This is a genomic window from Alcaligenes sp. SDU_A2, from assembly GCF_038237375.1.
GTDB lineage: Bacteria > Pseudomonadota > Gammaproteobacteria > Burkholderiales > Burkholderiaceae_B > Alcaligenes.
In genome coordinates this window covers 172,250-197,776 of record NZ_CP151273.1, presented here as the reverse complement: position 1 = coordinate 197,776, position 25,527 = coordinate 172,250, and the positions used below count along the sequence as shown (strand labels likewise).

The window sequence follows — 25,527 nt, the reverse complement described above, 5'->3', positions numbered from 1 at the left end:
ACACATCAATGGCCAATACAACGGTCTATCAGGCTTTTCGCGACACCGCCGAGCGTTGGGGCGACAAGCCGTTTGTATGCACCCTGCCCGAAACTGCCGAGATCTATGGCATTGCCGCCGGCGAGCTAAGCTATGGCCAGGCCCTGGAGCGCATCGATGCGCTGCGCGCCGACTATGCGGCGGCCGGTTATGGCCATGGTCATCGCGTAGGCATTTTGCTGGAAAACCGCCCTGCCTTCTTTCTGCACTGGTTCGCGCTGAACAGTCTGGGCGTGTCCATTGTGCCCATCAACCCGGATCTGCGCGCTGCCGAACTGGAATACCTGATCGGTCATTCCGAGATGATTATGGCCATTGCCTTGCCCAATCGCCATCAAGATTTGATGGAAGCGGCGCAGCGTGCCGGTCAACCTTTTGCCGTGATGGCTGACGGCGGCATGCCGCCTGGCGTGACGCGCGCGGCCGCCCGTTCCTGCGATATTCCCGGCGAGCATAGCGAGTGCGCCCTGCTCTATACCTCTGGCACGACCGGCCGCCCCAAGGGTTGCATGCTGTCCAATCAGTATTTCCACTACGCAGGCGAGTGGTATCGGGATATCGGCGGCCTGGCGCAATTGCAGCCCGGCCAGGAGCGCATGCTGACACCTTTGCCGCTGTTTCACATGAACGCCATGGCTTGTTCGACGATGGCGATGGTCAAGACCGGTGGCTGCCTGATTTCCTTGGACCGTTTCCACCCCCGCAGTTGGTGGCAATCGGTGCGCGAGTCCGGCGCGACCGTGGTGCATTACCTGGGCGTGATGCCGGCTATTCTGATGAAGGCCGAGCCGTCCGAGCAGGACCGCAACCACCAGGTGCGCTTTGGCTTTGGCGCCGGCGTGGACCGCGGCCTGCATCCCTTATTTGAAGAACAGTTCGGTTTTCCCTTGTTGGAAGCCTGGGCCATGACCGAGACCGGTGCAGGTGCCAGCATTATTGCCAACCACGAGCCGCGTCATATCGGCACGTCGTGCTTTGGCAAGGAGATGCCGGTGGTAGAAGTGTTGTTGATGACCGACGAAGGCAAGCCTGCCGCCGCCAACGAAAATGGCGAGCTGCTGGTGCGCGCAGCAGGCGAGAACCCACGTTACGGTTTTTTTTCCGGTTATTGGAAAGACCCCGCCGCCACGGACGAGGCCTGGAAAGATGGCTGGTTCCACACGGGCGATATTGTGCGCCGCGACCAGGACGGCTATCTGCACTTTGTGGACCGCAAGAAGAACGTGATCCGGCGTAGCGGCGAGAACATTGCCGCCGTGGAAGTGGAAAACATCTTGCAGCAGAATCCGCTGGTGCGCGCCATTGCCGTCGCTGCTGTGCCCGACGATATCCGGGGCGACGAGGTGATGGCGTTGGTAGTTCCGCACACACCGCTGGCTAGCCGCGAGGACAAGGAAAAGGCGGCGGTGGAGCTGGTCAAATGGGGCCTGACGCAGTTGGCCTATTTCAAGGTGCCCGGCTATGTGCTGTTCGTGGATGCCTTGCCGTTGACATCCACCAACAAGATCCAGCGGGGCGAATTGAAAACGGTGGCGCTGGCGGCGGTTGCCAATCCGGACTGCATCAACACCAATCACCTGAAAAAGCGCCAGGAGGCCTGAGCATGGCCCTGACGCCTAAAGCCCGGCTGGCTTACGACGATGTGGTGCTGACCACGCCGGTCACCATTCCCTACCAACGCCATTCTGAACAGACGGCGCACTGGTGGCTGGGAGCCGCCCTGGGCCAGACCATACGCGAGGCTGGCCTGCACAAGAACGATGTGGATGGCGTGTGCGTGTCCAGCTTTACCTTGGGCACGGACACGGCTGTGGGCCTGATGCAGCATTTTCAGATGAGCCCGCGATGGTTGGACCATATCCCTATGGGCGGGGCCAGCGGGGTCGTGGCCTTGCGCCGCGCGGCGCGGGCCGTGCAGTGCGGCGATGCTTCTATCGTTGCGTGCATTGCGGGTGATACGAATCAGTTGGAGTCCTTCAAGAACACGGTGGCGGGCTTTTCGCGCTTTTCGCAGGATGCCGTCTACCCCTATGGGGCGGGCGGCCCTAATGCCAGCTTTGCCTTGTTGACGGACTATTACATGCGCCACTTTGGCGCGACCCGCGAGGACTTCGGCAAGCTGTGCGTGGCCCAGCGTGATAATGCGCTGCGCAATCCGCACGCCTTGATGAAAAAGCCGCTGACGCTGGAGCAGTATCTGGACGCGCGTGTCATTGCCGACCCTATTCATCTGTTCGATTGCGTCATGCCTTGCGCGGGTGCCGAAGGCTTTTTGGTGATGCGCCGCGAACAGGCCCAAGCCTTGGGTTTGCCGTATGTGCGCATCCGTTCCACCATCGAGCGTCACAATGCGTTTCCCCAAGACCCGGTGCAGTTTCGCGGCGGCTGGGCGATGGATAAGGATGCGTTTTACGAACATGCAGGCGTGAGCCCGGCCGACGTGGATTTTCTGGAAACCTACGACGATTATCCGGTCATCAATGTGCTGCAATTCGAGGACCTGGGTTTTTGCGCCAAGGGACAGGGGCCGGCTTTCATCCGCGAGCATAGCTTTACGGTTGACGGCAGTTTCCCCTTCAATACCAGCGGCGGCCAGTTGTCGGTGGGCCAGGCGGGCGCAGCAGGCGGCTATCTGGGGCTGGTGCAGGCTTTGCGCCAACTGACGGACACAGCCGGGGATACCCAGGTGCGCGATGCGCGCATCGGGCTGGTGTCCGGTTTTGGCATGATCAATTACGACCGTGGCATTTGCACGGCGGCGGCATTGCTTGAACGAGGCCAGCCATGACAATTTCCGAAGCTTTGAATGGTGTGCTGCCGCCCGGCGCGCGCAGCGCCTCGGCCGCCGGCCTGACCGACGCGGCGCAGCGTGGTGAATTCGCCCTGCAGGTGTGTCCGTCCTGCGGCACGGTCCAGTACCCGGTGCGCGATGTCTGCGGTCATTGCCTGCATACCACTCTGAACTGGCGGCCTGTCGCCGATACCGGCGTGCTGCGCGCCACCACCACCTTGCATCATAGTAACGAGGCGTACTTCCGCGCTCGCTTGCCCTGGCGCATCGGCACGGTGCAGCTCGATTGCGGCCCTTTTGCCATTGTTCACCTGCCCGAAGGCGGACAGGCGGACGAGGCGGTGCGATTGAGCCTGGAACTGGATGACGGCGGGGTGGCCGTGCTCGTGGCCCGTCCCGCGCCCTGAATTTGCCTGGAGAACAAGACATGACACAAGCTCAATACACCGCCATTGTGACGGGTGGTAGTACCGGCATTGGTGAGGACATTTGCCGCAAGATGCTGGATCAGGGTTATACGGTGATCAGCATGGCGCGCAATGTGTTGCCTTGGACGCACGAGCGCCTGCACTGCGTGCAGGTGGATTTGCTGGATGCCAAGGCAACCGAGAAAGCGGCTAAAGACATTGCCGAACGCTTTGAGGTGACTCACTTCATTCACAACGCAGGCGTGATCTGGCCGGCCTTGCTGGACGACGTTAAGTTAGAGGACTTGCAGGGCCTGACCCAGATTCATCTGGGCGCTGCTTTGCAGATTACCCAGGCCGTGGTGCCCGGCATGCGCGAACGCCACTTTGGCCGCATCGTGCTGATGTCCTCGCGCGGCGCGTTGGGTTTGCAAACCCGTACTGCCTACGCCGCTACCAAGGCTGGCATGCTGGGCATGGCCCGCACCTGGGCGCTGGAGTTGGCCGACCAAGGCATTACCGTTAACGTGATTGCTCCCGGTCCCATTACCACCAATATGTTTTACGACGTGGTTCAGGCCGGTAGCGAACGCGAAGCCAAGCTGGCTGCCGCGATCCCTGTGAAACGCCTGGGCCGTGCGGATGACATCAGCCGCGCCACCCTGTTCTTCGCGGACCCGGAAAACAGCTTCATCACCGGCCAGACGCTGTATGTCTGCGGCGGTGCCAGTGTGGGAACCTTGACGATCTGATCGTAGGCACGCACTTGCTACCGAATCCCCCTGGTTTTCCAGGGGGTTTTTTATGCCCTTCACTCCTGTGTATGAAAAGGTGCATGTGAATCTATGACTTCGGATGGAAATAAGGGTTTTTTTCTATGTACGTGGATTTGTTGATCTATAAAATATTTAGAACAGAAATATAAGAGCGGCGTGCATCTGCCGTGTGCTCGTTGAAGCAACCAGCCCAGACCTGGGCCAAGATAAGTGGAGCTGTAATGAACGACGATCTGCCAGGGATGGAACTGGTACGTTCAGGTGGAGTGGCTGGAGTTGTAGAAGCAATTCTGGATGCCGTCTGTGTGGTTATCCTGATCCTCATGACCGGCATCACCACGGTGGATGTGGTGGGTCGGTATCTGTTTCATTCCCCTCTTGCGGGCGCTTATGAAGCCAGCGAATTATTGCTGGGCGTATTGATTTTTGCCGCCTTGCCGCGCGTGACCTGGCATCGCCAGCACCTGGCGGTCAGTCTGATCGATGCCTGGCTCGGGCCGTTCGCGCGCCGCGTGCAGCAATGCCTGATCCATGCCGTCTCCGCCCTTATGCTGGCGGTCTTGACTGTGTATCTGTGGGGGCATGCCAATCAATTGGCCGAGTACGGGGACATGAGCAATGCCTTGCAAGTGCCTATCGCGCCGTTTGCCTATGCCATCGCCATCATGACCGGGATCGCCATGCTGGCCGCCTTGATCCTGGTCTTTAGTTCGCACCGCCGATAAAGACGGAGTATTTCCATGTTGATTTCTATTATCGGACTGGTCGTCCTGTTGGCCAGCCTTTTCATGGGCTTGCCCATTGCCTGGGGCATGCTGCTGGTGGGCACGGTGGGTTTTGCGTACTTTACGGGCATGGAAGCGGCCTTGACGATGGCGGCCCAGACCAGTTTTGACACGGCCATGAGCTACAGCTTTACCGTGCTGCCTTTGTTTATTCTGATGGGCAATCTGGTCAATGCGTCAGGACTGTCCAAGGATTTGTACAAGGCCGCTAATGCCTTCATCGGGCATTTGCGCGGCGGTCTGGCGATGGCGACCATCGTAGCCTGTGGCGCGTTCAGTGCCTTGTGCGGCTCCAGCATGGCGACCACGGCCGCCATGGGCCGGGTGGCCATGCCCAATATGCGCAAGTACAACTACGACGACAGGCTGGCGACCGGCAGTATCGCCGCTGGTGGCACGCTGGGCATTCTGATTCCGCCCAGTGTGATGATGGTGGTGTACGGCATTTTGACTGAAACCGACATCGGCAAGCTGTTTGCAGCGGGTTTTTTGCCCGGCATGGTGGCCATGCTGATGTATTTGTTGACCGTAACGGTGATCACCGCGATCAATCCCGGCCTGGGCCGTCCTGGCGAACGCGCCAGTTGGCGCGAGCGTCTGCATGCCACCAAGGGCGTGCTGGCCATTACGATTTTGTTCGTGGTCATCATGGGCGGTATTTATGGGGGGGTGTTCACCCCTACGGAAGCGGCTGGCATCGGCGCGGCTGCGACGTTCGTGATGACGCTCAAGCGTCGCGGCTGGAAGCCGCGTCTGTACCTGACGGTGCTGATCGAGGCGGCGCAGACCACAGCCATCATGTTTGCGCTGGTGATCGGCGCACTGGTGTTCACCAATTTCCTGTCCGTGGCGGGTCTGCCTAATCAGTTGCTGGGTTTTATAGAAGGCATCGATGTGTCGCCCATTGTGGTGATCCTGATCATCTGTGCCATCTATCTGGTGCTGGGGTGCTTTCTGGAAACCATGTCCATGGTCATGCTGACCGTGCCCATCTTTTATCCCATCGTGGCGTCCTTGGGTTTTGACTTGGTGTGGTTCGGCATCATCGTGGTGGTGGCGGCCGAAATCAGTCTGATTACCCCGCCGTTGGGCCTGAACATTTTCATGATCAAGAATGTGATGCCGGATGTGTCCCTGGGCACCATCATCCGCGGCGTGACGCCTTTTGTGATCACCGACATTGTGCGTTTGCTGTTGTTGATTTTTGTGCCCTGGATTGTTCTGGTCATTCCCAACAGCATGTGAATAAAGCCCCCACGCTGCACAGGCTGTCGCCTGCTTGCTGTGCCCCCGAGGGGGTGCATTTTACCTTGGGGCGGCCCGGCGGTAAAACAGCCCCCACGCTGCCAGGCAGTCGCCTGTTGAATGCCCGAAGTGGCAAGACATAACTAACGAGGAGTCATTATGCGTATTTTCAAGAAACTGGGTTTGAGTCTGGGCTTGGCGGCTGCCGCTCTGGCGCCCACGCTGCCGTCGGTGGCGGCCGAGGTCACTACCTTGCGTTTTTCCCAGTGGTTGCCGCCGGGCCACTACATCGTGACCGAGATGTTCGAGCCTTGGGCCAAAGAAGTAGAAAAGGTCACTGAAGGCCGTGTGAAGGTGGAGTTCATCAATGCCCTGGGCAAGCCCCAGGCGCATTTGGATCTGGTACGCAACGGTGTGGCCGATCTGGGCATGTCGGTGCACAGCTATACCGCCAACCGTTTTCCTTTGATCGAATTTGCCGAACTGCCTTTTACGACGGATGACGGTGGCGTGAACTCGGTGGCCTACTGGCGCACCTACGAAAAGTTCATGATGGATGCCGGCGAGCATAAAGGTGTCAAGCTCATGGGCATGTGGACCAGCCCGGCCACGGTGATCTTCACCAGCCGCGAAGAGGTGAATTCCATCGACGATCTGAAGGGCTTGAAGCTGCGTTCGCCCAGTCCGCTGTTCGATGCCATTGGCAAGGCCCTGGGTATCGTTACGGTCAATGCCCCGGCCTCGGACAGCTACGAAATGCTGTCGCGCGGTGTGATCGATGGCATGTACTTTCAGTACGACCAGCTCGAAAATTGGAAGCTGGACAAGCTGATCAAGACCACGGTGTCTGTGCCCGGCGGTTTTGGTAAATCCAGCCAGTACCTGTTCATGAATGAGCGCAAGTGGAAGAGCCTGTCCGAGCAGGACCGCGCGGCCATCGAGAAAGTGTCGGGCGAGTGGATTGCCAAGGACTTCGGGTCCAAGTGGCAGGCGGCCGAACAGAAAGCGATTGAAAAGCAGACCGCTGCCGGCCTGAAGACGGTGCGTATCGAAGGCGAAGCCTTAGAGCAGCTCAAGCAGCGTCTGGCCTTTGTGGAGCAGGACTGGTTGAAGGCCGCCGAAAAGAAGAAGGTCGACGGCCCTGCCGCCCTGGCTTATTTTCGTGAGCAGATCAAAGAGCTGAGCGCCGCCAAGCAATAAAACAGCGTTTATCCGGACATGCACACACCCCGTTTCCCGTAAGGGCGCGGGGTGTGTGCGTTTAAGGCGCGCGACGTTGGGGCTGTGTGCGCAGGTCGTAATGCCCTTGCACCGGATATTCGACGATGGTGGCCGGATTGTTGTAGTAGTTAGATAAGGCCTGGGCGTCGAAGAAAGTGTCGAAGCGATCGCGCGAACGTAACGTGCGCAGAAAGTGGTATTGGGGGATCTCGATGCGGCTCAGTCCGCGTTGCATCCCATCGGCCAGGATGGATCGACGGACGTGATCCTGCTGCCAGGTGCCGTGATAGGCACGCAGCATCAGTGTGCTTGATAGTAGCCAGAGTAGGATGGCGATGCTCAATGTGCGTGTCAGGCAGCCGGGCCAGTGTTTGTTTGTCCGTGTGCGGCTGAACAAATCGTGGCTGTAGAGCGATACGGCCAATAACAGGTACATCATGCCGCCGTTCAGGGCGCGTTTCGGAATGTTGGGTGCCAATGCCAGAATGGCGTTGGCCAGGCAGGCGGCAGCCATCAGCACCAGTATGGCGCGCCGTGCGCGTGGGGCGGGCGGACCGGCATATAGACGCCATGCAAGCAGGACCAGGAAAATACCGGCGTAGCGCAGCATGGCATCGGGAAAGCGGCGGCTGAAGTGGTCCCATAAGCGCCATAGGGCGGGTTGTTCGTACCAATGGGCGAAGGCCTCGGCGCGTAGTTGGTTGCCTGGGGCCAGGATCAGGATGGCAATGCCGGCAGCCATGCACGCCAGCCAGACCAGGGGCCAGACGCCCAGGGCATGTTGTCGGCGGTGTCGATAGGTGACCCAGGCCAACAGGCCTGCGGTGACGATACCGGTATTTTCATTGGAACAGCCAGCCAGCAAGGCCAGCGCGATCAAAGCCGCTGTGCTCCAGGCTGGCGCGCGGCTTGTTTCCAGACGCCACAAATAGGCCAGCGCAAAGCCGAAATTAAAGACGTTGGGCCACAGGTAATTGGCCGCGCCCACGGTCCAGAACGTGGTTTGTCCCAAGTCGGGATTGCACAGCCAATACAGAAGAAAAATCAGCAGTGCGACAGATGGCTTGAATGCCTGTCCGGCCAGGCGCGCACCCAGTGCGGCCAGGATGGTGACCAGGCCGAGCAAGGCCAGTGTATTGAGTGTGCTGGCTATCCAGGGCGCTTGCAGGTTCAGCAACCAGCTCGCGAGCGTGTCCGAGACCAGGCGACCGCTCCAACTGCTGTAATGCCGCCAGATGGCCTCCCAGGATACGCCTTTGCTGGCGTAGCTGAAGTCATCCGAGGTCATGGGGGTGAGCCAGTTCAGCAGCCAGATGCTGACCAGTATCCATACGGACAAGATCACTGGGATGGCCACACCGATGCGTCGCGGTGGGCCGGTCAGGGTGGAAGGGGAGGCGGCGCTTGTCATGAGGGGTCCATGTTCAAGGAGGCCTGTTGTGCCAGGCTTTGTGGGTTTGAATCTTCCGCCTGGTGTCGTCGTTTTTTCGTGAAATACCGCTTAAGTCCAGGGCGTAAAGCCGCAGAGTGTCGCCTACGAGCGTTTAAGCATCAGGCAGTCCAGATGCGTGCAAGCACATGTTTATTTAGGTTTAAACCAAATCGGGGTTTTCCCTGCTTTTGCGGCTTGCTGCGTTTTTTGGCCAGGCGCTGCGCAAAGTGGATATACCGGTATGGGGCGCGCTCCTACCATGAGCTTCGTAGTCAAACCGAAAAATAAATGGAGCGAAGACATGGGGGACATAAAAAAAACAGTGGTGGCGGCGGCCCTGGCAGCCGGCACATTGGGTGCGGGTTCGGCCTGGGCGATTGAGGGCAATGGTCTGCCGATCTACCCGGATGGCCTGGAGAACTACATGAGCGGTGCGTTGCCGCCGCCAGGGGTACATGCCCTGATCTATGGCGGGGCCATGCGTTATGACTCGGTGCGCGATCGCCATGGCGACAAGTTGCCGATACCGGATTTCAAGGTGGATGTGGGCGTGATTGCGCCGCGTCTGGTGTGGGTAACGGGGCAGCAGGTGCTGGGTGGGCAATTGGCGTTTCATGCCTTGGCTCCGCTGCTGACCGTCAAGGCGCAGGCCGCCGGTCAGTCGCAGCGCCGCAGTGGCCTGGGCGATGTGGTGTTTGGCCCGGCCCTGGGCTTTCACCCCAGCGAGAAACTGCACTACATCCTGGGTGTGGATTTTGTGGCTCCGACGGGTCGATACGATGTGAAGGACAGCGCCAATCTAGGCCGCAATTATTGGGCCATTCAGCCTGCTGCTGCGCTGAGCTATATCCAGCCCAGTGGCCTGAACGTGGATTTGAAGGTGATGGTTGACTTCAATATGCGCAATCGCGACACGGATACCCGTACCGGCCATGCCATCCATGCCGACTATGCGGTCGGTTGGGGGCTGGGTAATGGTTTTGTGCTGGGCGTGGGCGGTTATGCCTACCAACAAGTGCAAAGCGATCGTGGCCCTATGGCTGGCGATAGCCGCGCCCGTGCTTTTGCCATTGGCCCCAGCCTGCGTTATGCCAATGACAAGGGTTTGCTGATTACGGCCAAGTATCAGCAGGACCTGGGTGTACGCGGCCGTCCCGAAGGTAAACAGTTTTTTGTGAAAGTGGCGGTGCCGTTCTGACGGCCTGCGGCAGGAGAGTGACATGAAAGGACTCAAGGACAAAGTAATTGTGGTGACCGGTGGGGCAACTCGTATCGGTGCCGGCGTGGTCGAGGTGTTGCTGGGGTACGGCGCGCGCGTGGCGGTGTTCGATATTGATGTGGCAGGCGGTCAGGCTGCGGTGGGTACGGATGCGGCGCGGGCCAAATTCTGGGAAGTGGACATTACCGATGATGCCCGCCTGGATGCCGCTGTGCAGCAGGTGAAAACCTATTTTGGCCGTGTCGATGGTCTGGTAAACCTGGCCTGTTCGTATCTGGATGAAGGTGCGGCATCCAGCCGCGCCGATTGGCTCAAGGCCCTGGATATCAATCTTGTCAGCGCCGTGCAGGCCGCCAAGGCAGTGCGCCCCTTGTTGCCGCGCGGCAGCGCCATCGTCAATTTCACGTCTATTTCTTCGTCTATTGCCCAGACGGGGCGTTGGCTGTATCCCGTGTCCAAGGCGGCGCTTTTGCAGTTGACGCGCAGCATGGCCATGGACTTTGCGCCCGATGGCATTCGTGTCAACTCCGTCTCGCCCGGCTGGATCTGGTCGCGCGTCATGGATGAGCTGACGGGTGGCGATCGTGCCAAGACCGACCGCGTGGCCGCCGCCTTTCACTTGCTCGGTCGCGTGGGTGACCCGCAGGAAGTGGGCGAGGTCGTGGCTTTTCTGCTGTCCGATGCCGCCAGCTTTGTGACGGGTGCCGATTATGCGGTGGACGGCGGCTATTCGGCGATGGGGCCAGAACAATGCGTGCCGGCGATTCCCAAGCTGGCTGAATAGGAAATGCCCCCACGCTGCGCCTGTGCGTGGTCCGGCGGCAAAAAAATGCCCCCCACGTTCGATGGCGGTGAAATACAGGGCGCAGGCGCGGGGCGTCTACCCAACTTTCTAGAAGGAAAATCATGATGCGTAAAGTTGCTATCGTAGGTGCCGGTCAGGCCGGCATGCCCGTGGCGTTCGGCCTGCTGGCCAAAGGCTATGATGTGGCCGTGTTCACCAACCGCAGCCCGGACGATGTGCGTCGTGGCCGCGTGATGTCCAGCCAATGCATGTTTGCGGAAGCCCTGGATGTGGAGCGTCGCCTGGGTCTGAACTTCTGGGACGAAGAGTGCCCGCCTGTGCAGGGTATCGGCTTTGCCCTGCCCAATCCCGATCAGCCCGACACCAAGGCGGTGGACTGGAGCGGCCGTCTGGACCGCGAGGCGCAGGCGACCGACCAGCGCGTCAAGATGCCGCATTGGCTGGAGTTGTTCGAGCAGCGTGGCGGCAAGCTGATCATGGAAGATGTGGGCGTGGCCGAGCTGGAACGCATCACCCAGGAGTACGACCTGACCATGCTGGCCGCCGGCAAAGGCGAAGTGGTCAAGCTGTTCGAGCGCGATGCGGATCGTTCCCCCTACGACAAGCCCCAGCGCGCCCTGGCCCTGACCTATGTGCATGGCCTGGAGCCTACGCCCGAATACTCGCGCGTGTCCTTTAATTTCATCCCCGGCGTGGGCGAATACTTTGTATTCCCGTCCCTGACCTTGTCTGGTCCTTGCGACATCATGGTGTTCGAGGGCGTGCCCGGTGGCCCGTTGGATCGTTTTCGCGATGCCAAGACGCCCGAGGCGCACCTGGAACAGAGCTTGTCCTTCTTGCGTGATTTCCTGCCGTGGGAAGCGGACCGCGCCCGCAATGTGGAGCTGACCGACGAGCAGGGCTATCTGTCCGGTGCTTTCCCCCCCACTGTGCGCAAGCCTGTGCTGACGCTGCCTTCGGGGCGCATGGTGTTGGGCCTGGGCGACGCCGTAGTGGTCAACGATCCGATTACCGGCCAGGGTTCCAACAATGCCGCCAAGGCAGCCCAGGTCTATCTGGACAGCATTCTGGAACGTGGTGAAGGTGCTTTTGACCGTGACTGGATGCAGGCTACTTTCGAACGCTACTGGGATTATGCCAATCTGGTGGTGCGCTGGACCAATTCCATGCTGGTGCCGCCTACCGAGCAGTCCTTTGCTTTGCTGACCGGCGCGCAGCAGCATCCGCGTCTGGCGCATTTCCTGGCCAATGCCTTTAACCACCCGCCCGTGCTGTTCCCGGCCTGGGACGATATGGCCGCTGCGCAGAAATTGATCGATCAGAGCGCCAGCCAGAGTGTGGCCGCCTGATTAACGAGGAGATGCATCATGACCGCTACCGCTACCTTGCAAGGTTCTTCGGTTGAATCCACCCCCATGCCTGTGGCTGCCGCGTCCTGCGCGGCGGGCAATACGCCTGCCCACAGCGTGAATGTGATCGACAGCCGCGCGTTCCGCCAGGCACTGGGTCACTTTCCGACCGGCGTGGCCATTGTCACCACCCGCTGTCCGGATGGCCGGGCAGTGGGTCTGACCATTAACTCGTTTACGTCTTTGTCGCTGGAGCCGCCACTGGTGATGTGGAGCCTGGTGAATCATTCGCCCAGCCTGGATATCTTTCAACATTGCACGCACTTTGCCATCAATGTGATCAGTCAGGAGCAGATCCCCATGGCAATGGGGTTTGCGAACTCGCAGGTCAAGGACAAATTTGCGTTGGTTTCGCATGTGGATGGCGAGGAAGGCGTGCCGTTGATCGATGATTGTGTGGCAACATTTGTGTGCGAAAACTACCGTCAGCACGAAGGCGGGGATCACACTTTGTTTATCGGCCGTGTGGTGCGCCATAGCACCTTGACCGAGCACGAACCGGCGGTGTTTCACCGGGGGCGCTTTGCTAACCTGATTACCCCCCAAGGAGACCGCTGACATGAGCGATGCGCACAGCGCCGATGTGGTCATTGTCGGCAGCGGCATGAACTCCCTGACCTGCGCGGCTTTGTTGGCCGTGCAGGGGTTGACGGTGACGGTGCTGGAGCGCAACGCCGTGGCCGGAGGCTGTATTCGCACCGAAGAGTTGTTTCCCGGCTTTACGCACGATGTGCTGTCCAGTTGGTACCCGCTGTTCATGGGAGGCGCATCGTATGCCGCGTTGTCCGGCCCGCTGGCGGCGGCCGGACTGGAGTTTGTGCAAGGGGAATACAGCACCGGCCTGGCCGTGCCGGGGGGCCCTTCTTTGGCGTTGCGCCAAAATATGGACGATACGGTGCGCCGTTTCAACAGCGTGGCTCCGGGCGAAGGCGATGCCCTTGGCGCGATGGCGGCGCGCATGTTCGGTCCCGATGCCGGGCTGGTGTTTGGCTTGTTGGGTGGCGAACCGTACCGCTGGCCCATGGCCAAGCTGCTGTTCGGAGCCTGGCGCGAACGCGGGATGGATGGTTTGATGGCATTTGGCTCGCAGGCGCTGGAAAGCTTCCGGCGCTGGGCCATGCGCGATCTGCGCACGGACCTGGCGCGCGCCATGATTGCACCCTGGGTATTGCACAGCGGTCTGGGGCCGGACGAGGCCAGCTCCGCTCTGATCGGAAAGCTGACTTTCAGCGCCGTGGTCAGCGGCGGCATGCCTATGGTCAAGGGTGGTAGCGCCCGCATCGTGCAGGCTTTTACCCGCATCATCGAACAGGCCGGTGGGGCCGTGTTGACCAATAGCCATGTGGATCGGGTGCTGGTGCAAGGGAATAAGGCGACGGGCGTGGCGGTGGGCACGCAGGTCTACTCAGCGCGTCGCGCTGTCGTCTGCAATGTAACGCCCGGTCAGTTGTATGGCGATTTACTGCCCGAGGTCGAGCCGGCCTTGCAGCAGTCGGCACGCGACTATCACTATGGACGGGGAGGCATGCAGATCCATTTTGCCTTGAGTTCGCCGCCCGACTGGATTGATCCTGAACTGACCCGGGTGCCGATGGTGCATGTGACCGAAAGCATGGAGCAGGTCTGCGCATCGGTAGTGGCGGCCAATAACGGTTGGCTGCCCGCCCGCCCTACTCTGGCCGTTGGCCAGCCGGTGGCGGTGGATGTGACCCGCGCGCCCGATGGCCATTGGATTTTGTGGGTGCAGATGCAGGAGCTGCCCACACGCATCAAAGGCGACGAGGCGGGCCAGATTGCGGTACCTGACGATGGGCGCTGGAATGAACAGGTGCGCGAAGCAATGGCCGACCGCGTGCAGGCTCGCCTGGAAACGGTGATGCCCGGGCTGTCGCGCAAGATTTTGGGGCGGCGCAGTTTCTGCCCTGCCGATCTGGAAGCGCTGAATATGAATCTGGTCGGGGGCGATCCCTATAGCGGTGTGTGTTCGCCGGATCAGTTCTTTTTCATGCGGCCTTTTGCCGGCCACAAGAACGCACGCAGCGGCGTGACGCCCTGGCGCAATCTGCACCATATCGGCGCGTCGGTCCATCCTGGCCCTGGTCTGGGCGGGCAGTCGGGTTATCTGGCGGCGCAGCGCATTTTGAAAGGCTAGTGCTGCTGGCCGCGCACGCGCAGCAGCGTCGCGCTGGGGGTTTCGCCAAAGCGGTTGCGGTATTCGGCGCTGAAGCGGCCTTGATGGGCAAATCCCCAGCGTATGGCCAGATCGGCCAGCGACAGGTTGTGTGTGTCCGAATGGATCAGTTCGTGGCGCAGTCGGTCCAGGCGCACCTGGCGCAGGTACTGCATGGGTGTCAGGCCATAGTGATCGCGAAAAGCCTGCTGCAAGGTGCGCGTGCTGACACCGGCCACTGCACCCAGTTCGTCCACGGTAACGGGCTGGTGGGCATGGTCCTGCACATAGCTTGCCACTTTTTTCAGATGGCGGGGCAGCACATGTCCGGGTGTCAGGTGTTGTGCCTGGGCGGGCGGGTGCAGGCCTAACAGGGTGGTGACCGTTAACTGTTCCAGTTGGCTGATGAGCAGCGGCGAACGCAGAATATCTTGCGAATTGCGGGCGCAGTCCAGCACGTAGCGCAGCATAATCTGCCAGGATGGTTGGGTATGCGCCCGCAGGCGCACGGGAAAGACCAGGCCTTGAGGGTTGACCGTCATGCCCATGCCGCGCGCGGCCTGCTCGACCAGGCTGCGGTCGACCTTGAGCATCAGTTGTTCATTGTTGGCGTGCCAAACCATATCCACGTCCTCGTTGGGGTTGAGGATGGTGGCGGTATCGGGGCACGACTCGACGGTCTGCCCGCCACAGCGTACGCGGGCAGTGCCGTATTGGGGCATCTGGATCAGATAGAATCCGGCCAGGTGCTCGGGCTGGATATGCACGTCCGCGCCGTAGCCCAGGCGGCTCAGCGCGACCTGACCGAACTGTACGTGGCGTAGCCGGGTCTGCAGCGTCTGGTCGGCGCGCAGTTGGCTGAGCTGATGCGATTTGATCTTGTCGCTGACCGAGTTGCGCACTTGCTCCAGATTGCCGGATGCGAAACGGGCCCATTGCGTGACAGTGTTTTGCATGGTTCGTGCACCTGAATGCTTCTGAAAGGCCGGACTAAACGGGCAAAGCCTTGAGTTTCAACAGTTTGCAGCAGCTATATTTTAGTTGTAAAGTATATCGTGGGCTATCGGGATTTCCCGAGGTGTGTTTCTTGTTGAACAGCAGAGAGAACCGTGCAGGAAAATTATCATTTCTACGAGCCAACGCAAGGCCATGGATTGCGTCATGATCCCATCAGCTCCATCGTCGGTCCGCGCGTCATAGGCTGGATAGGCACCAAAAGCGAGCAAGGGGTACTGAACCTGGCCCCTTACAGTTTCTGCAATGTGTTCAACTATCGTCCGCCTGTTATTGCGTTTTCCAGCGTGGGCTATAAGGACAGCGTGCGCAATGCCATCGAGACCGGGGTGTTTACCTGGAATCTGGCTACGCGCGATTTGGCCGAACGCATGAATCAGACCAGCCTGGAGCAGGATGTGCGCGAGTTCGAACTTGCGGGCCTGACGCCGGTGGAATCCCGTTTTGTAAATGCTCCGCGCGTGGGCGAGAGCCCGGCCTCGCTGGAATGCAAAGTCACGCATCATTTCCGCCTGCAGGATGCCCAGGGTCAGGACCTGGATACCTGGATGGTTTTGGGCGAGGTGGTGGGCGTGCATGTGTCGCCCGAGTGCATTGTGGACGGCATCTACCAGACCGCCCTGCCGCGTCCTATCCTGCGCGGTGGCGGCCCCGGCGATTACTTCGAGGTTTCGGACACGACACTGTTCGATATGCGTCGGCCTAAATAAGCCTGTTTTAGCGCGAGTGTCCGCCGGCCGCCAGAAATTGGGCCAGGCGGGGGCTGCGCGGCGCGACCAGCACCTGCTCGGGCGCGCCCTCTTCCTCGACGATGCCTTCGTGCAGATAGACGACTTTGGTCGATACATTGCGCGCAAAGCTCATCTCGTGGGTGACCACCACCATGGTGCGCCCTTCTTCGGCCAGATCCTGCATGACTCGCAGCACTTCGCCCACCCGTTCCGGGTCCAGGGCGGAGGTGGGTTCGTCAAACAGCATGACTTCCGGCTCCAGCGCCAGGGCGCGGGCAATCGCTACGCGTTGTTGTTGACCGCCGGACAGAAAGGCGGGGTACTGCTTGGCCAGATCGCGCGACAGGCCTACTTTGTCCAGATAATGTTCGGCCTTGGCGATGGCTTGGGCTTTGTTTACGCCTTGTACATAGACGGGCGTGGCAATGATGTTTTCCAGCACGGTCATGTGCGACCACAGATTGAAGTGTTGGAACACCATTGCCAGACTGGTGCGCAGGCGCATCAGCTGTTGTTTGTCTTGCACGGCCAGTTCGCCGGTTTTGGGGTCCAGTCGGGTCTTGAGCTCTTCACCTTTGATGATGATGCGTCCCGAGCTGGGTGTTTCCAGAAAGTTGATGCAGCGCAGAAAGGTGCTTTTGCCTGAACCGCTGGAGCCGATCAGGCTGATGACGTCTCCAGGCTCGGCGCTCAGCGAGACTCCCTTGAGCACTTCCAGGGAACCGTAGCGTTTGTGAATGTTTTCGATGAGCAGGTTGGGCATGGAGAGTGTAATTTGTCGAAAATGAAAAAAGCGGTTGCACGCGATGTGCGGCAGTGGGGATTACATCACAGAGTGCGCCCCAGGAAAATCATCGGGGTTGTGGTTTTCCCGTAAACATTTGTGGATATATACGTATTTTGCGGGGCTTCTGGGTTTATGATGCAGTCTCCCTCCCAACCCTGACGGGGCTGCCGGGCTTGCGCCACCAGTGCTTGCGCCTGTGCATATGTCCGCTTTTGCGGAACCGATTCTAGAGAGTGTTGTCATGAAAAAAGTGGTCCGTGCGAAGCTGCATGGCATCAAGGTCACCGGTGCCGACTTGAACTACCATGGGTCCATTACGTTGGACCCGGAAATCTGCGAACAGGCCGGCATTTTGCCGATGGAGTTCGTCGAGATCTGGAACAAGGACAGCGGTGCCCGCATTTCCACCTATGTGATTTTTGGCGAGCCTGGTTCGCGTTGCGTGGTGCTGAACGGCGCGGCCGCCCGTACCTGTCAGAAAGGCGATACGGTCATTATTTGCGCATCCGAATACGTACAGACGGCGGATCTGTACAACATGCGCCCGACCGTGCTGACCTTTACGCCCGAGAACGAGATCGACGAGGTCATGCACTACGAAGTGCGCAAGACCGCGCAGCGCGATTTTGATTTTCGCGTGGTGCGCGATGCTCGCCCGCGCGGCGACGAACGCGAACTGGCCCGTGTGGACGTGGCCGCCCTGTCGGCCGATCTGCGTCAGCGTGGGCTGGACGACAGAGCCATTGCCGATATTTTGTCGTGCCATCTGGCCGATTTTGCGCCTGCTCGTCAGGACTGATTGCGATCCGCATGGAAAATGGCTGGCATCACGTTTGATGCCGGCCATTTTTTTTGGCAGTGCAGGCAGGGTTTAAATCAGGCCCCAGAAATACAGTAGCGCGGGCAGCAGTGCCGTCAGCACACCCTGGACGGCGGATACCAGGCCCGTTACCCGCGCAATGGGCTTGTCCAGCACCAGCAGCAGAAAAAACATAAACCACAGGACAGCCCAGGACAGCCAGCTGACTACTTGCCAATAGTCAAAGACCGTGCGGGCGGTCAGCAGGCTGGTGATGGCGGCAGGCACGGCAATGCAGGCCACGAGCAGCGAGTACCAGCCCAGGGCGCGGCCATCGCTGCCCGTGAAGGCGCTGATGCCGACCCAGAAGTAGGTTAAGGCGAACAAACCCAGGTAAATCGCCGACAGGGGCGAGTACGTGGCGCTGTTGGCCGGATTCAGGATATGCGCCATGCAGATCAGCCCCAGCGCCGCCGTGAACAGGTTCACGATCGCGGCGTCTTTGGCGTCCACGATGCGGGTAGGCGCATGGCCTTGCGAGTAATACAGCCGGACACCGTTGACGAACAGGCACAGGCCTGCGAACGCTAGAAAAGCGATAACCAACATGATGAACTTCCTGAAAGTCGAATAGACGGAGAGAGGCGCAAGACGCCGTGATGCCGGCCCTTGCGGGATTGAAGCGGGACAGATTGTAGGGGGGATCGCGGGATTTGGCGCAGCGTGCCGCTTATAGTGTTTATCAGGCAGGCGTAGCGTGTTTCAAAGCGGGCCTGCCCGGCTTTTTGGGAGCCGGGCAGGTGCAGAAGGACTTAGGCCTGGTCGCGGCCTTCCTGCACCGCGTGGCAGGCGACCTGATGGCCTGCCGTCTCCAGCAGTGCCGGAGCTTCGTTGCGGCAACGCTCGTTAGCCAGAGGGCAGCGGGGGTGGAAGGTGCAGCCCGATGGCGGATTGAGCGGGTTGGGTACTTCGCCGGCGACGGGAGTGCGGCTTTTGCCGGCTCCGCTCATATCGGGAATGGCCCCCAGCAGCATGCGCGTGTAGGGGTGGCGGGGCTGCGCGAACAGCGGGTCGCGGCCCGCGATTTCGACGATGCGACCCAGGTACATGACGCCCACGCGGTCAGCCACATGGTGGACGACGGCCAGATTGTGCGAGATGAACAGATAGGTCAGACCCAGTTCGCGCTGCAGGTCTTTCATCAGGTTCAGAACCTGGGCCTGCACGGACACATCCAATGCCGAGGTCGGTTCGTCGCAGACGATGAACTCGGGTTGCATGGCCAGGGCGCGCGCAATCGAGATGCGCTGGCGCTGGCCGCCCGAGAACTGATGCGGGTAGCGCTGGGCGTCAGTCGGATTCAGGCCGACCTGGGTCAGCAGTTCGCCTACTTTTTGAGTCTGTTCGGCGGCGCTCAGACTGGTGTGCGTAACCAGCGGTTCGGCAATGATGCGTCCTACGCGCCAGCGCGGGTTCAGGCTGGCGTAGGGGTCCTGGAAAATCATTTGACGGCGCTTGCGCATGGCCTGTTGTTCGGCCTTGCTCATGGATTGGATGGATTGACCATCAAATACGATGTCGCCGCGTGTCAGCGAATACAGTCCGGTCAGCAGGCGGGCGACGGTGGATTTGCCGCAGCCGGACTCGCCCACCAGAGCCAGGGTTTCGCCTTTGTTCAGGGTGAAGCTGACACCGTCCACGGCGCGCAGATTGACCTTGGGCTTGCGATAGACCAACCGTTCGAGCAGCGGCGGCGAAACATCGAACCAACAGGCAGCGTCCTGGACCTGAACCAGGGGTGTAGTGGTGGCGGAGCTCATACGGCCTCCTGTTCATGCAGCCAACAGGCTGCCAGCGTCTTGGGGGGAACGGGCATCAGTTCGGGACGCTGGCTCAGGCAGCGGTCCATGCGCTGGCTGCAACGCGGGTTAAAGGCACAGCCCGGCGGGATGGCGTTCAGGCGCGGCATGCTGCCGGGGATTTGTTCCAGGCGTTCCAACCCGGCGTGCAGACTGGGGATGGAGCGCATCAGACCGGTTGTGTAAGGGTGGCTGGGATGCTGGATGACGTCCTGCACCGGGCCGATCTCGATGATGCGTCCGGCATACATGACGGCCACGCGATCCGCTGTTTCCGCAATCACGCCCATATCGTGGGTGATCAGCATGACGGCCGTGCCTTGCGAGCGGCACAGCGTTTTGAGCAGGTCGATGATCTGCGCCTGGATGGAGACATCCAGCGCGGTGGTGGGCTCGTCGGCCACGATCAGCTTGGGCTCGGCCGCCAAGGCCAGGGCGATGACCACCCGTTGGCGCATGCCGCCGGAGAACTGATGCGGGTAATGGTCGATGCGTTCGCGCGCGGCCGGAATGCCGGTGGCCTCCAGCAGTTCGATGGCGCGTTCGCGCGCCTGTTTCCAGGACAGCGACAGGTGCGTCACGATGGTTTCGGCCAGTTGCTGGCCGACGGTGTACAGCGGGTTGAGCGAGGTCAGCGGGTCCTGAAAGATGGCACCGATCTGACGGCCGCGCACTTTGCGCATCTGGTCTTCGTCCAGATTGTCGATGCGCTGGCCATCGAGCAGGATTTGCCCGCCGCTGATGCGCCCGGGCGCATCGAGCAGGCCGATGATGGACGAACCGGTCAGGGATTTGCCGGCACCCGATTCCCCCACCACGCCCAGCACTTCGCCGGCGGCAATGGAGAACGACACATGATCGAGCGCATGCAGCACGCCATGCCGGGTCGGAAACTCGACACACAGGTCTTGGACAGTTAATAAGGCAGTCATGGTTCAGTTCAGTTTGGGGTTCAGGGCATCGCGCAGCCAGTCGCCCAGCAGGTTGACCGACAGCACCAGCAGCACCAGCATGGCACCGGGGAAGATGGTGATCCACCATTCGCCCGAGAACAGGAAGTCGTTGCCGATGCGGATCAGCGTGCCAAGAGACGGCGAGGTGGCCGGCACGCCCACGCCCAGAAAGGACAGGGTGGCTTCGGTGATGATGGCGGTGGCCAGGTGTACGGTAGCCAGCACCAGGACCGGACCCATCACGTTGGGCAACACGTGGCTGAACATGATGCGCGGTGCCGACACGCCGATCACGCGGGCGGCCTGCACGTATTCGCGGTTTTTTTCCACTAGCGTGGAGCCGCGCACGGTGCGTGCGTATTGCGGCCAGCCTGCCAAGGCGATGGCACCGATCAGCACCGGAAAGGCGACGGTGTCGTGCATGTCCAGCGGGAAAACCGCGCGTGCCACGCCGTCGATCAGCAGGGCGATCAGGATGGCGGGAAAGGACAGTTGCACATCGGCCACACGCATGATGAAGGCATCCACACGTCCGCCGGCATAACCGGCCATCAGGCCCAGTACGATACCGACCACCATGGACAGCACAACGGAAGCCAGACCGATCAGCAAAGACGTGCGCGTGCCGTACAGCAGGGCCGAGTACAGATCGCGGCCCTGGCTGTCGGTGCCCAGCAGGTAGCGGGCATCGCCGTCGGCAGACCAGGCGGGTGGCTTCAAGGCGTCCAGCAGGTCGATGGAGGCCAGGTCGAAGGGGTCGAATGGGGCTACCCAACGAGCACCCAAGGCACCGATGAACAGCAGCAGTGCAAGAACAGTGGCGATGATGGCCACGGGGGAATGACGCCACGACCAGACCAGGTCGCTGTTCCAGGCGCGTTTCAGGCTTGCGCTCATGTCAGTGCCCCTTGGCGCCCGACAATTGGGAGCGCAGACGTGGATCGACCAGGAAGTACAGCAGGTCGACCAGCAAGTTGATGACGACAAATACCAGGGCGATCAGGCACAGATAGGCTGCCATGACAGGAATGTCGGCAAATTGCACGGCCTGGATGAACAGCAGGCCCATGCCCGGCCACTGGAACACGGTTTCGGTCACGATGGCAAAGGCAATGATGCCGCCCAGTTGCAGGCCGGTGATGGTGATGACCGGCACCATGGTGTTTTTCAAGGCGTGGCCAAAGTGGATGGCGCGCCGCGACAGGCCGCGGGCACGGGCAAATTTGATGTAGTCGGCGCGCAGCACTTCCAGCATTTCCGAGCGCACCAGACGCAGGATCAGGGTGAGCTGGAACAGGCAAAGGGTGATGGCGGGCAGGATCAGGTGCTTGATGCCGTCCCAGGTCAGCAGGCCCGTGCTCCACCAGCCCAGACGCACGACTTCGCCGCGCCCGTAGCTGGGCAGCCAGCCCAATTGCACCGAGAAGATCAGGATCAGCAGGATACCGATCAGGAAGGTGGGCAGCGAAATGCCGAGCAGGGAAAAAGCCAGCACGCTCTGGGCCAGGAAGCCATTGCGTTTCAGTGCGGTGTAGACGCCCAGCGGCAGGCCGACAAGCAGCGCCAGACAGGCCGCCACCACCGATAGCTCTACCGTGGCCGGCAGGCGTTCCTTGAGCAGCGTGGATACAGGTTGGGCCTGGCGCAGCGACAGGCCGAATTCGCCCTGCACGGCCTGGCCGACAAAGCGCGTAAATTGGACGGGTGCGGGTTGGTCCAGGCCAAGACTGGCGCGCAGTTGGACGCGATCTTGCTCGGTGGCGTCCTGGCCCAGCATGATGGTGACCGGATCGCCTATGTAGCGAAACAGTACGAAAGCCAGCAGGCTGACCGTCAGCATGACAAGCACCGCCTGGATCAGGCGGCGGATAATGAATACAAGCATAGGAATGCTCCTGGTTAAGCGCGAGGATCACTCGCGACCAGTGTCGTCCTTATTGTTTGGGTTTGTCCATGACCAGTTGGCTGGACCATGATTTTCTGTATTGAAAAGACAGGCACGCCGCCCCGGACATGTCCGGGGCGGCGTGCCAGCGGGCTTACTTGACAGTCACCCACTGGGCGGCCATGCGGTTGTCGGCGCGATGGATCACGTCGACATTCTTGGCCATGGCCCAGGGAATGATCTGGTCATGCAGGGGAATGTGGCCAAATTCCTTGGCATGGATTTCCAGAACCTTGTGGATGGCGGCATCGCGCTTGGCGGTGTCGGTCTCGGTCTTGATCTGGTCGATCAGCGTATCCACTTCGGCATTGTTGTAGTTGCCGAAGTTAAAGGAGCCGTCGGCACCCTGGCCCTTGCTGTGCATCAGGCTTTGCAGTGTGTACAGCGCATCGAAGGTGGGCACGCCCCAGCCGAACATATAGGCGCTGGTATCGTAGTTCTGCACTTTCGGAAAGTACGTGGCGCGCGGCATGGCGTTTAACGTCGCCTTGACGCCGGCCTTGGCCCACATGCCCACGATGGCCTGGCAGATGGCCTCATCGTTGATGTAGCGGTTGTTCGGGCAATCCAGCGTAAAGGACAGGGAGTTTTCGTAGCCCGCGTCTTTCAGCAATTGCTTGGACTTGTTCAGATCGTAAGGGACGCGTTGGGCCAGTGCCTGGGTCCAGCCGTGTACCTGAGGGGCAATCATGGTGCCGGTGGGGGCGGACGACCCGCGCATCACGGCTTTTTTGATGGCTTCGGTGTCGATGGCCAGGTACAGGGCTTCGCGCACGCGCTGATCGGCAAAGGGGTTTTTGCCCTTGATGCTGCTGTATTTCAGTTCGGGGCTTTTCTGGTCCAGGCCCAGGAAGATGGTGCGGTATTCGTTGCCTTCCACGATCTTGGCTTGCTGGCGCAGGCGCTGTAGATCCTGGGCGGGCGGGTCCAGCACCAGATCGACTTCGCCCGACAGCAGGGCCGCCGTGCGGGTGGCGTTTTGCTTGATGGGGGTGTAGATCACTTCGGTGACGTTGCCGATTTTCTTGTCCTTGTTCCACCACTGCTCGTTTTCCACGAACACGGTGCGCACGTCCACCTCACGAGACTTCAGCTTGTAGGGGCCGGTGCCGTTGGTATTGCGCGAGGAGTAGGTTTCTTCGTTTTTGTTGAAGTCCTGCGGCTGGGTGGCCTTGTTTTTTTCCGACCAGTCTTTGTTCATGATGAACACATTGGTCAGCTGGCGCAGCAGCACAGGGTTGGGGGCGCTGGTGATGATGTCCACCGTTTTCTCGTCCACCTTCACGGCTTTTTCTACGCCATTGACATAGGCTTTGAAGTTGGAGGTCGGGGCCAGGGCACGTTGGATGGAGAACACCACGTCGTCGGCGGTAAAGGGTTCGCCATTGTGGAATTTCACGCCGTCACGCAGGGTAAAGCGCCAGACGGTGGGTTCGCGTTGCTCCCAGGCGGTGGCCAGCGAAGGCACGATCTTGAAGTCTTTGTCGTAATCCACCAGAGGTTCATAGACGTATGAACTGGCGGTAATGATGAGGTTTTCGTTCTGTGCGTGCGGGTCCATGGTCATGAAGTCGCCTTGACTGGACCATTTCAGCGTTTTGGCATGGCCGGCCAATGGCACGGCGACCAGGGCCGCCAGGGTGGCGGCCAACAACGTTTTTTTCATGAAAACCTCCTGTTGGGATGTTTGGTATCGCTGATGGGTGGCTGCATAGTACATGAGCGCTGTAAGCGGCCTCAATAAGTACTTTCAGCCTCTCGTCAGTGATTGGCATTTGAGTGATGTATATCATCCCCGGGTTTGATGTGCGCCGCATGCAAGTGCCCAAGCAAGACGGCGGCAGCGCTACAATAGTGTTTATATATACAGTAACGGGGCGACAACAGCCGTGCAGCACGGGACAGAGCGACGCATTGCGCATGTGGATATGGACGCGTTCTACGCGTCCGTGGAACTGCTGCGCTATCCGCACTTGCGCGGCCTGCCGGTGGTGATCGGTGGGCGCAGCACGCAGGCACCACGCCAATTGCCGGATGGCAGCTGGCAACTGGCGCGGCTGGCCGACTATGTGGGGCGCGGGGTGGCGACCACATCCACCTACGAGGCGCGTCAATTGGGGGTGTTTTCGGCGATGGGCCTGATGAAAGCCGCCCAGCTGGCGCCCCAGGCCATTTTGCTGCCCGCCGATTTCCAGGCCTATCGGCATTATTCGCGCTTGTTCAAGCAGGCCGTGGCCACGGTGTCCGAGCATATCGAAGACCGTGGCATCGATGAGATCTATGTTGATCTTAGCCACTGTACCCAAGACAGCCTGATGCTGGCCGAGCAGATACGCAGCGCCGTCAGGCAGGCCACTGGCTTGAGCTGTTCGGTCGGCATTACCCCTAACAAATTGTTATCCAAGATCGCCTCGGAGCTGAACAAGCCCAATGGTGCCTGCGTGCTGACCATGGACGATGTGCCAGCGCGCATCTGGCCTTTATCGGTGGGCAAGATCAACGGTATAGGCCCCAAGTCCTTCCAGAAGCTGGCGGGTCTGGGCATCCATTTGATTGGCGAACTGGCGGCGGCTCCGGCCGAATTGCTGCAGGAGCATTTCGGGCTGCGCTATGCCCAATGGTTGATGGCGGTTTCCCGTGGACAGGACGACAGGCCCCTGTCTACCGAGCGCACGCCCAAATCCACCAGCCGCGAAACGACGTTTGAGCGCGACCTGCATGTGCGTCAGGATCGTGCCCGTCTGTCGGCGGTATTGCAGTCCTTGTGCGAACAGTTGGAGCAGGATCTGCGCAAGTGTGGCATGTGCGCGCAGACCATAGGCATCAAGCTCAAGTTCGAGGATTTCCAGATCGTGACCCGCGATGTGTCCTTGCCGGTGCCGGTGTTGCAGGCCGACGCGATTTTGGCCGCCGCGCGTCAGAACCTGAAGCGCGCGGTGCTGGATCGGCGTTTGCGTTTATTGGGGGTCAAGGCCAGCGCCCTGCTGCCTATCGACGAATTACCCGCCCAGCAGCCGCGTCAATTGACGCTGGACAGCCTGTTTTGAGTCCTGCCTATTCGTCGTAGCGCGGGGTCTGCCTGGTGGCCCGTCTGGACGAATTCATCCCTATTCATGTCTATCTTTTGCGAGGTCAGAAAG

Annotated in this window: 24 protein-coding genes; 15 read left to right on the top strand and 9 right to left on the bottom strand. The window is 60.3% G+C overall.

Translation table 11 applies throughout. The annotated features are described in order from the left end of the window. Nucleotides 1–8 precede the first annotated feature (8 nt). The 7 genes from AADW57_RS00910 (at nucleotide 9) to AADW57_RS00880 (ending at nucleotide 7,243) form a co-directional block, all read left to right on the top strand. Entirely contained in the window at nucleotides 9–1,640 is a 1,632-nt protein-coding gene (locus AADW57_RS00910; protein ID WP_341668190.1) for an AMP-binding protein, read from the top strand. Nucleotides 1,641–1,642: 2 nt separating this feature from the next. Then, nucleotides 1,643–2,827 (top strand): thiolase family protein, encoded by a 1,185-nt coding sequence (locus AADW57_RS00905; protein WP_341668189.1) that lies wholly within the window; start codon nucleotides 1,643–1,645, stop codon nucleotides 2,825–2,827. Next, nucleotides 2,824–3,237, top strand: a complete 414-nt coding sequence (locus AADW57_RS00900) for a Zn-ribbon domain-containing OB-fold protein (RefSeq protein WP_341668188.1) — start codon at nucleotides 2,824–2,826, stop codon at nucleotides 3,235–3,237. The genes AADW57_RS00905 and AADW57_RS00900 overlap by 4 nt, the downstream gene beginning before the upstream one ends. 20 nt (nucleotides 3,238–3,257) lie before the next feature. Continuing rightward, on the top strand, nucleotides 3,258–3,989 hold the full coding sequence (locus AADW57_RS00895; protein WP_341668187.1) for an SDR family NAD(P)-dependent oxidoreductase: 732 nt from the start codon (nucleotides 3,258–3,260) through the stop codon (nucleotides 3,987–3,989). A 245-nt stretch (nucleotides 3,990–4,234) separates the two neighbouring features. Beyond that, a complete protein-coding gene (locus AADW57_RS00890) occupies nucleotides 4,235–4,738 on the top strand; it encodes a TRAP transporter small permease (protein ID WP_341668186.1) in 504 nt (167 codons plus the stop codon). 15 nt (nucleotides 4,739–4,753) lie between these two features. Continuing rightward, nucleotides 4,754–6,043, top strand: coding sequence for a TRAP transporter large permease (locus AADW57_RS00885; protein WP_341668185.1), 1,290 nt, complete (start codon nucleotides 4,754–4,756; stop codon nucleotides 6,041–6,043). A gap of 159 nt (nucleotides 6,044–6,202) precedes the next feature. Beyond that, nucleotides 6,203–7,243, top strand: coding sequence for a TRAP transporter substrate-binding protein (locus AADW57_RS00880; protein ID WP_341668184.1), 1,041 nt, complete (start codon nucleotides 6,203–6,205; stop codon nucleotides 7,241–7,243). Between the two features lie 61 nt (nucleotides 7,244–7,304). On the opposite strand, the gene AADW57_RS00875 is transcribed toward AADW57_RS00880, so the two are convergent. Then, nucleotides 7,305–8,675 (bottom strand): DUF6056 family protein, encoded by a 1,371-nt coding sequence (locus tag AADW57_RS00875; RefSeq protein WP_341668183.1) that lies wholly within the window; start codon nucleotides 8,673–8,675, stop codon nucleotides 7,305–7,307. Between the two features lie 322 nt (nucleotides 8,676–8,997). Between AADW57_RS00875 and AADW57_RS00870 the strand changes: the two genes are divergently transcribed. From AADW57_RS00870 to AADW57_RS00850, 5 genes are all read left to right on the top strand, one after another. After that, nucleotides 8,998–9,894: a SphA family protein gene (locus AADW57_RS00870; RefSeq protein WP_341668182.1), complete on the top strand. Its 897-nt coding sequence runs from the start codon at nucleotides 8,998–9,000 to the stop codon at nucleotides 9,892–9,894. 22 nt (nucleotides 9,895–9,916) lie between these two features. Beyond that, a complete protein-coding gene (locus AADW57_RS00865; protein WP_341668181.1) occupies nucleotides 9,917–10,699 on the top strand; it encodes an SDR family oxidoreductase in 783 nt (260 codons plus the stop codon). 125 nt (nucleotides 10,700–10,824) lie between these two features. Further along, complete coding sequence (locus AADW57_RS00860) at nucleotides 10,825–12,069, top strand: styrene monooxygenase/indole monooxygenase family protein (RefSeq protein WP_341669633.1); 1,245 nt, start codon at nucleotides 10,825–10,827, stop codon at nucleotides 12,067–12,069. 66 nt (nucleotides 12,070–12,135) lie between these two features. Beyond that, nucleotides 12,136–12,687: a flavin reductase family protein gene (locus AADW57_RS00855; RefSeq protein ID WP_445819191.1), complete on the top strand. Its 552-nt coding sequence runs from the start codon at nucleotides 12,136–12,138 to the stop codon at nucleotides 12,685–12,687. Between the two features lies 1 nt (nucleotide 12,688). Then, entirely contained in the window at nucleotides 12,689–14,281 is a 1,593-nt protein-coding gene (locus AADW57_RS00850) for a phytoene desaturase family protein (RefSeq protein WP_341668179.1), read from the top strand. Here the strand turns inward: AADW57_RS00850 and AADW57_RS00845 are convergent. Then, nucleotides 14,278–15,255 (bottom strand): AraC family transcriptional regulator, encoded by a 978-nt coding sequence (locus AADW57_RS00845; RefSeq protein WP_341668178.1) that lies wholly within the window; start codon nucleotides 15,253–15,255, stop codon nucleotides 14,278–14,280. The two genes, AADW57_RS00850 and AADW57_RS00845, sit on opposite strands and share 4 nt — an antisense overlap. Before the next feature lie 153 nt (nucleotides 15,256–15,408). On the opposite strand from AADW57_RS00845, the gene AADW57_RS00840 reads away from it, so the two are divergent. Further along, nucleotides 15,409–16,023 (top strand): flavin reductase family protein, encoded by a 615-nt coding sequence (locus tag AADW57_RS00840; RefSeq protein WP_341668177.1) that lies wholly within the window; start codon nucleotides 15,409–15,411, stop codon nucleotides 16,021–16,023. A 7-nt stretch (nucleotides 16,024–16,030) separates the two neighbouring features. On the opposite strand, the gene AADW57_RS00835 is transcribed toward AADW57_RS00840, so the two are convergent. Beyond that, a complete protein-coding gene (locus AADW57_RS00835) occupies nucleotides 16,031–16,807 on the bottom strand; it encodes an ABC transporter ATP-binding protein (RefSeq protein WP_341668176.1) in 777 nt (258 codons plus the stop codon). A 265-nt stretch (nucleotides 16,808–17,072) separates the two neighbouring features. Here AADW57_RS00835 and panD point away from each other — a divergent pair, with 265 nt between their 5' ends. Further along, entirely contained in the window at nucleotides 17,073–17,630 is a 558-nt protein-coding gene (gene panD / locus AADW57_RS00830) for an aspartate 1-decarboxylase (protein WP_341668175.1), read from the top strand. Nucleotides 17,631–17,702: 72 nt separating this feature from the next. Here the strand turns inward: panD and AADW57_RS00825 are convergent, their stop codons facing one another. The 6 genes from AADW57_RS00825 to AADW57_RS00800 all read right to left on the bottom strand — a co-directional run bounded on the left by AADW57_RS00825 (nucleotide 17,703) and on the right by AADW57_RS00800 (nucleotide 24,053). Beyond that, nucleotides 17,703–18,239, bottom strand: coding sequence for an AmiS/UreI family transporter (locus AADW57_RS00825; protein ID WP_341668174.1), 537 nt, complete (start codon nucleotides 18,237–18,239; stop codon nucleotides 17,703–17,705). A gap of 203 nt (nucleotides 18,240–18,442) precedes the next feature. After that, a complete protein-coding gene (locus tag AADW57_RS00820; protein ID WP_341668173.1) occupies nucleotides 18,443–19,450 on the bottom strand; it encodes an ABC transporter ATP-binding protein in 1,008 nt (335 codons plus the stop codon). Continuing rightward, the gene (locus AADW57_RS00815; protein ID WP_341668172.1) at nucleotides 19,447–20,421 is read right to left on the bottom strand and encodes an ABC transporter ATP-binding protein; all 975 of its coding nucleotides are present in this window, start codon (nucleotides 20,419–20,421) and stop codon (nucleotides 19,447–19,449) included. The genes AADW57_RS00820 and AADW57_RS00815 overlap by 4 nt, the downstream gene beginning before the upstream one ends. Before the next feature lie 3 nt (nucleotides 20,422–20,424). Next, entirely contained in the window at nucleotides 20,425–21,339 is a 915-nt protein-coding gene (locus AADW57_RS00810) for an ABC transporter permease (protein WP_341668171.1), read from the bottom strand. Nucleotide 21,340: 1 nt separating this feature from the next. After that, a complete protein-coding gene (locus AADW57_RS00805) occupies nucleotides 21,341–22,327 on the bottom strand; it encodes an ABC transporter permease (protein ID WP_341668170.1) in 987 nt (328 codons plus the stop codon). A gap of 154 nt (nucleotides 22,328–22,481) precedes the next feature. After that, a complete protein-coding gene (locus AADW57_RS00800; RefSeq protein WP_341668169.1) occupies nucleotides 22,482–24,053 on the bottom strand; it encodes an ABC transporter substrate-binding protein in 1,572 nt (523 codons plus the stop codon). A gap of 223 nt (nucleotides 24,054–24,276) precedes the next feature. Between AADW57_RS00800 and dinB the strand changes: the two genes are divergently transcribed. Further along, on the top strand, nucleotides 24,277–25,434 hold the full coding sequence (dinB, locus tag AADW57_RS00795; protein WP_341668168.1) for a DNA polymerase IV: 1,158 nt from the start codon (nucleotides 24,277–24,279) through the stop codon (nucleotides 25,432–25,434). The last annotated feature ends 93 nt before the right edge of the window (nucleotides 25,435–25,527 follow it).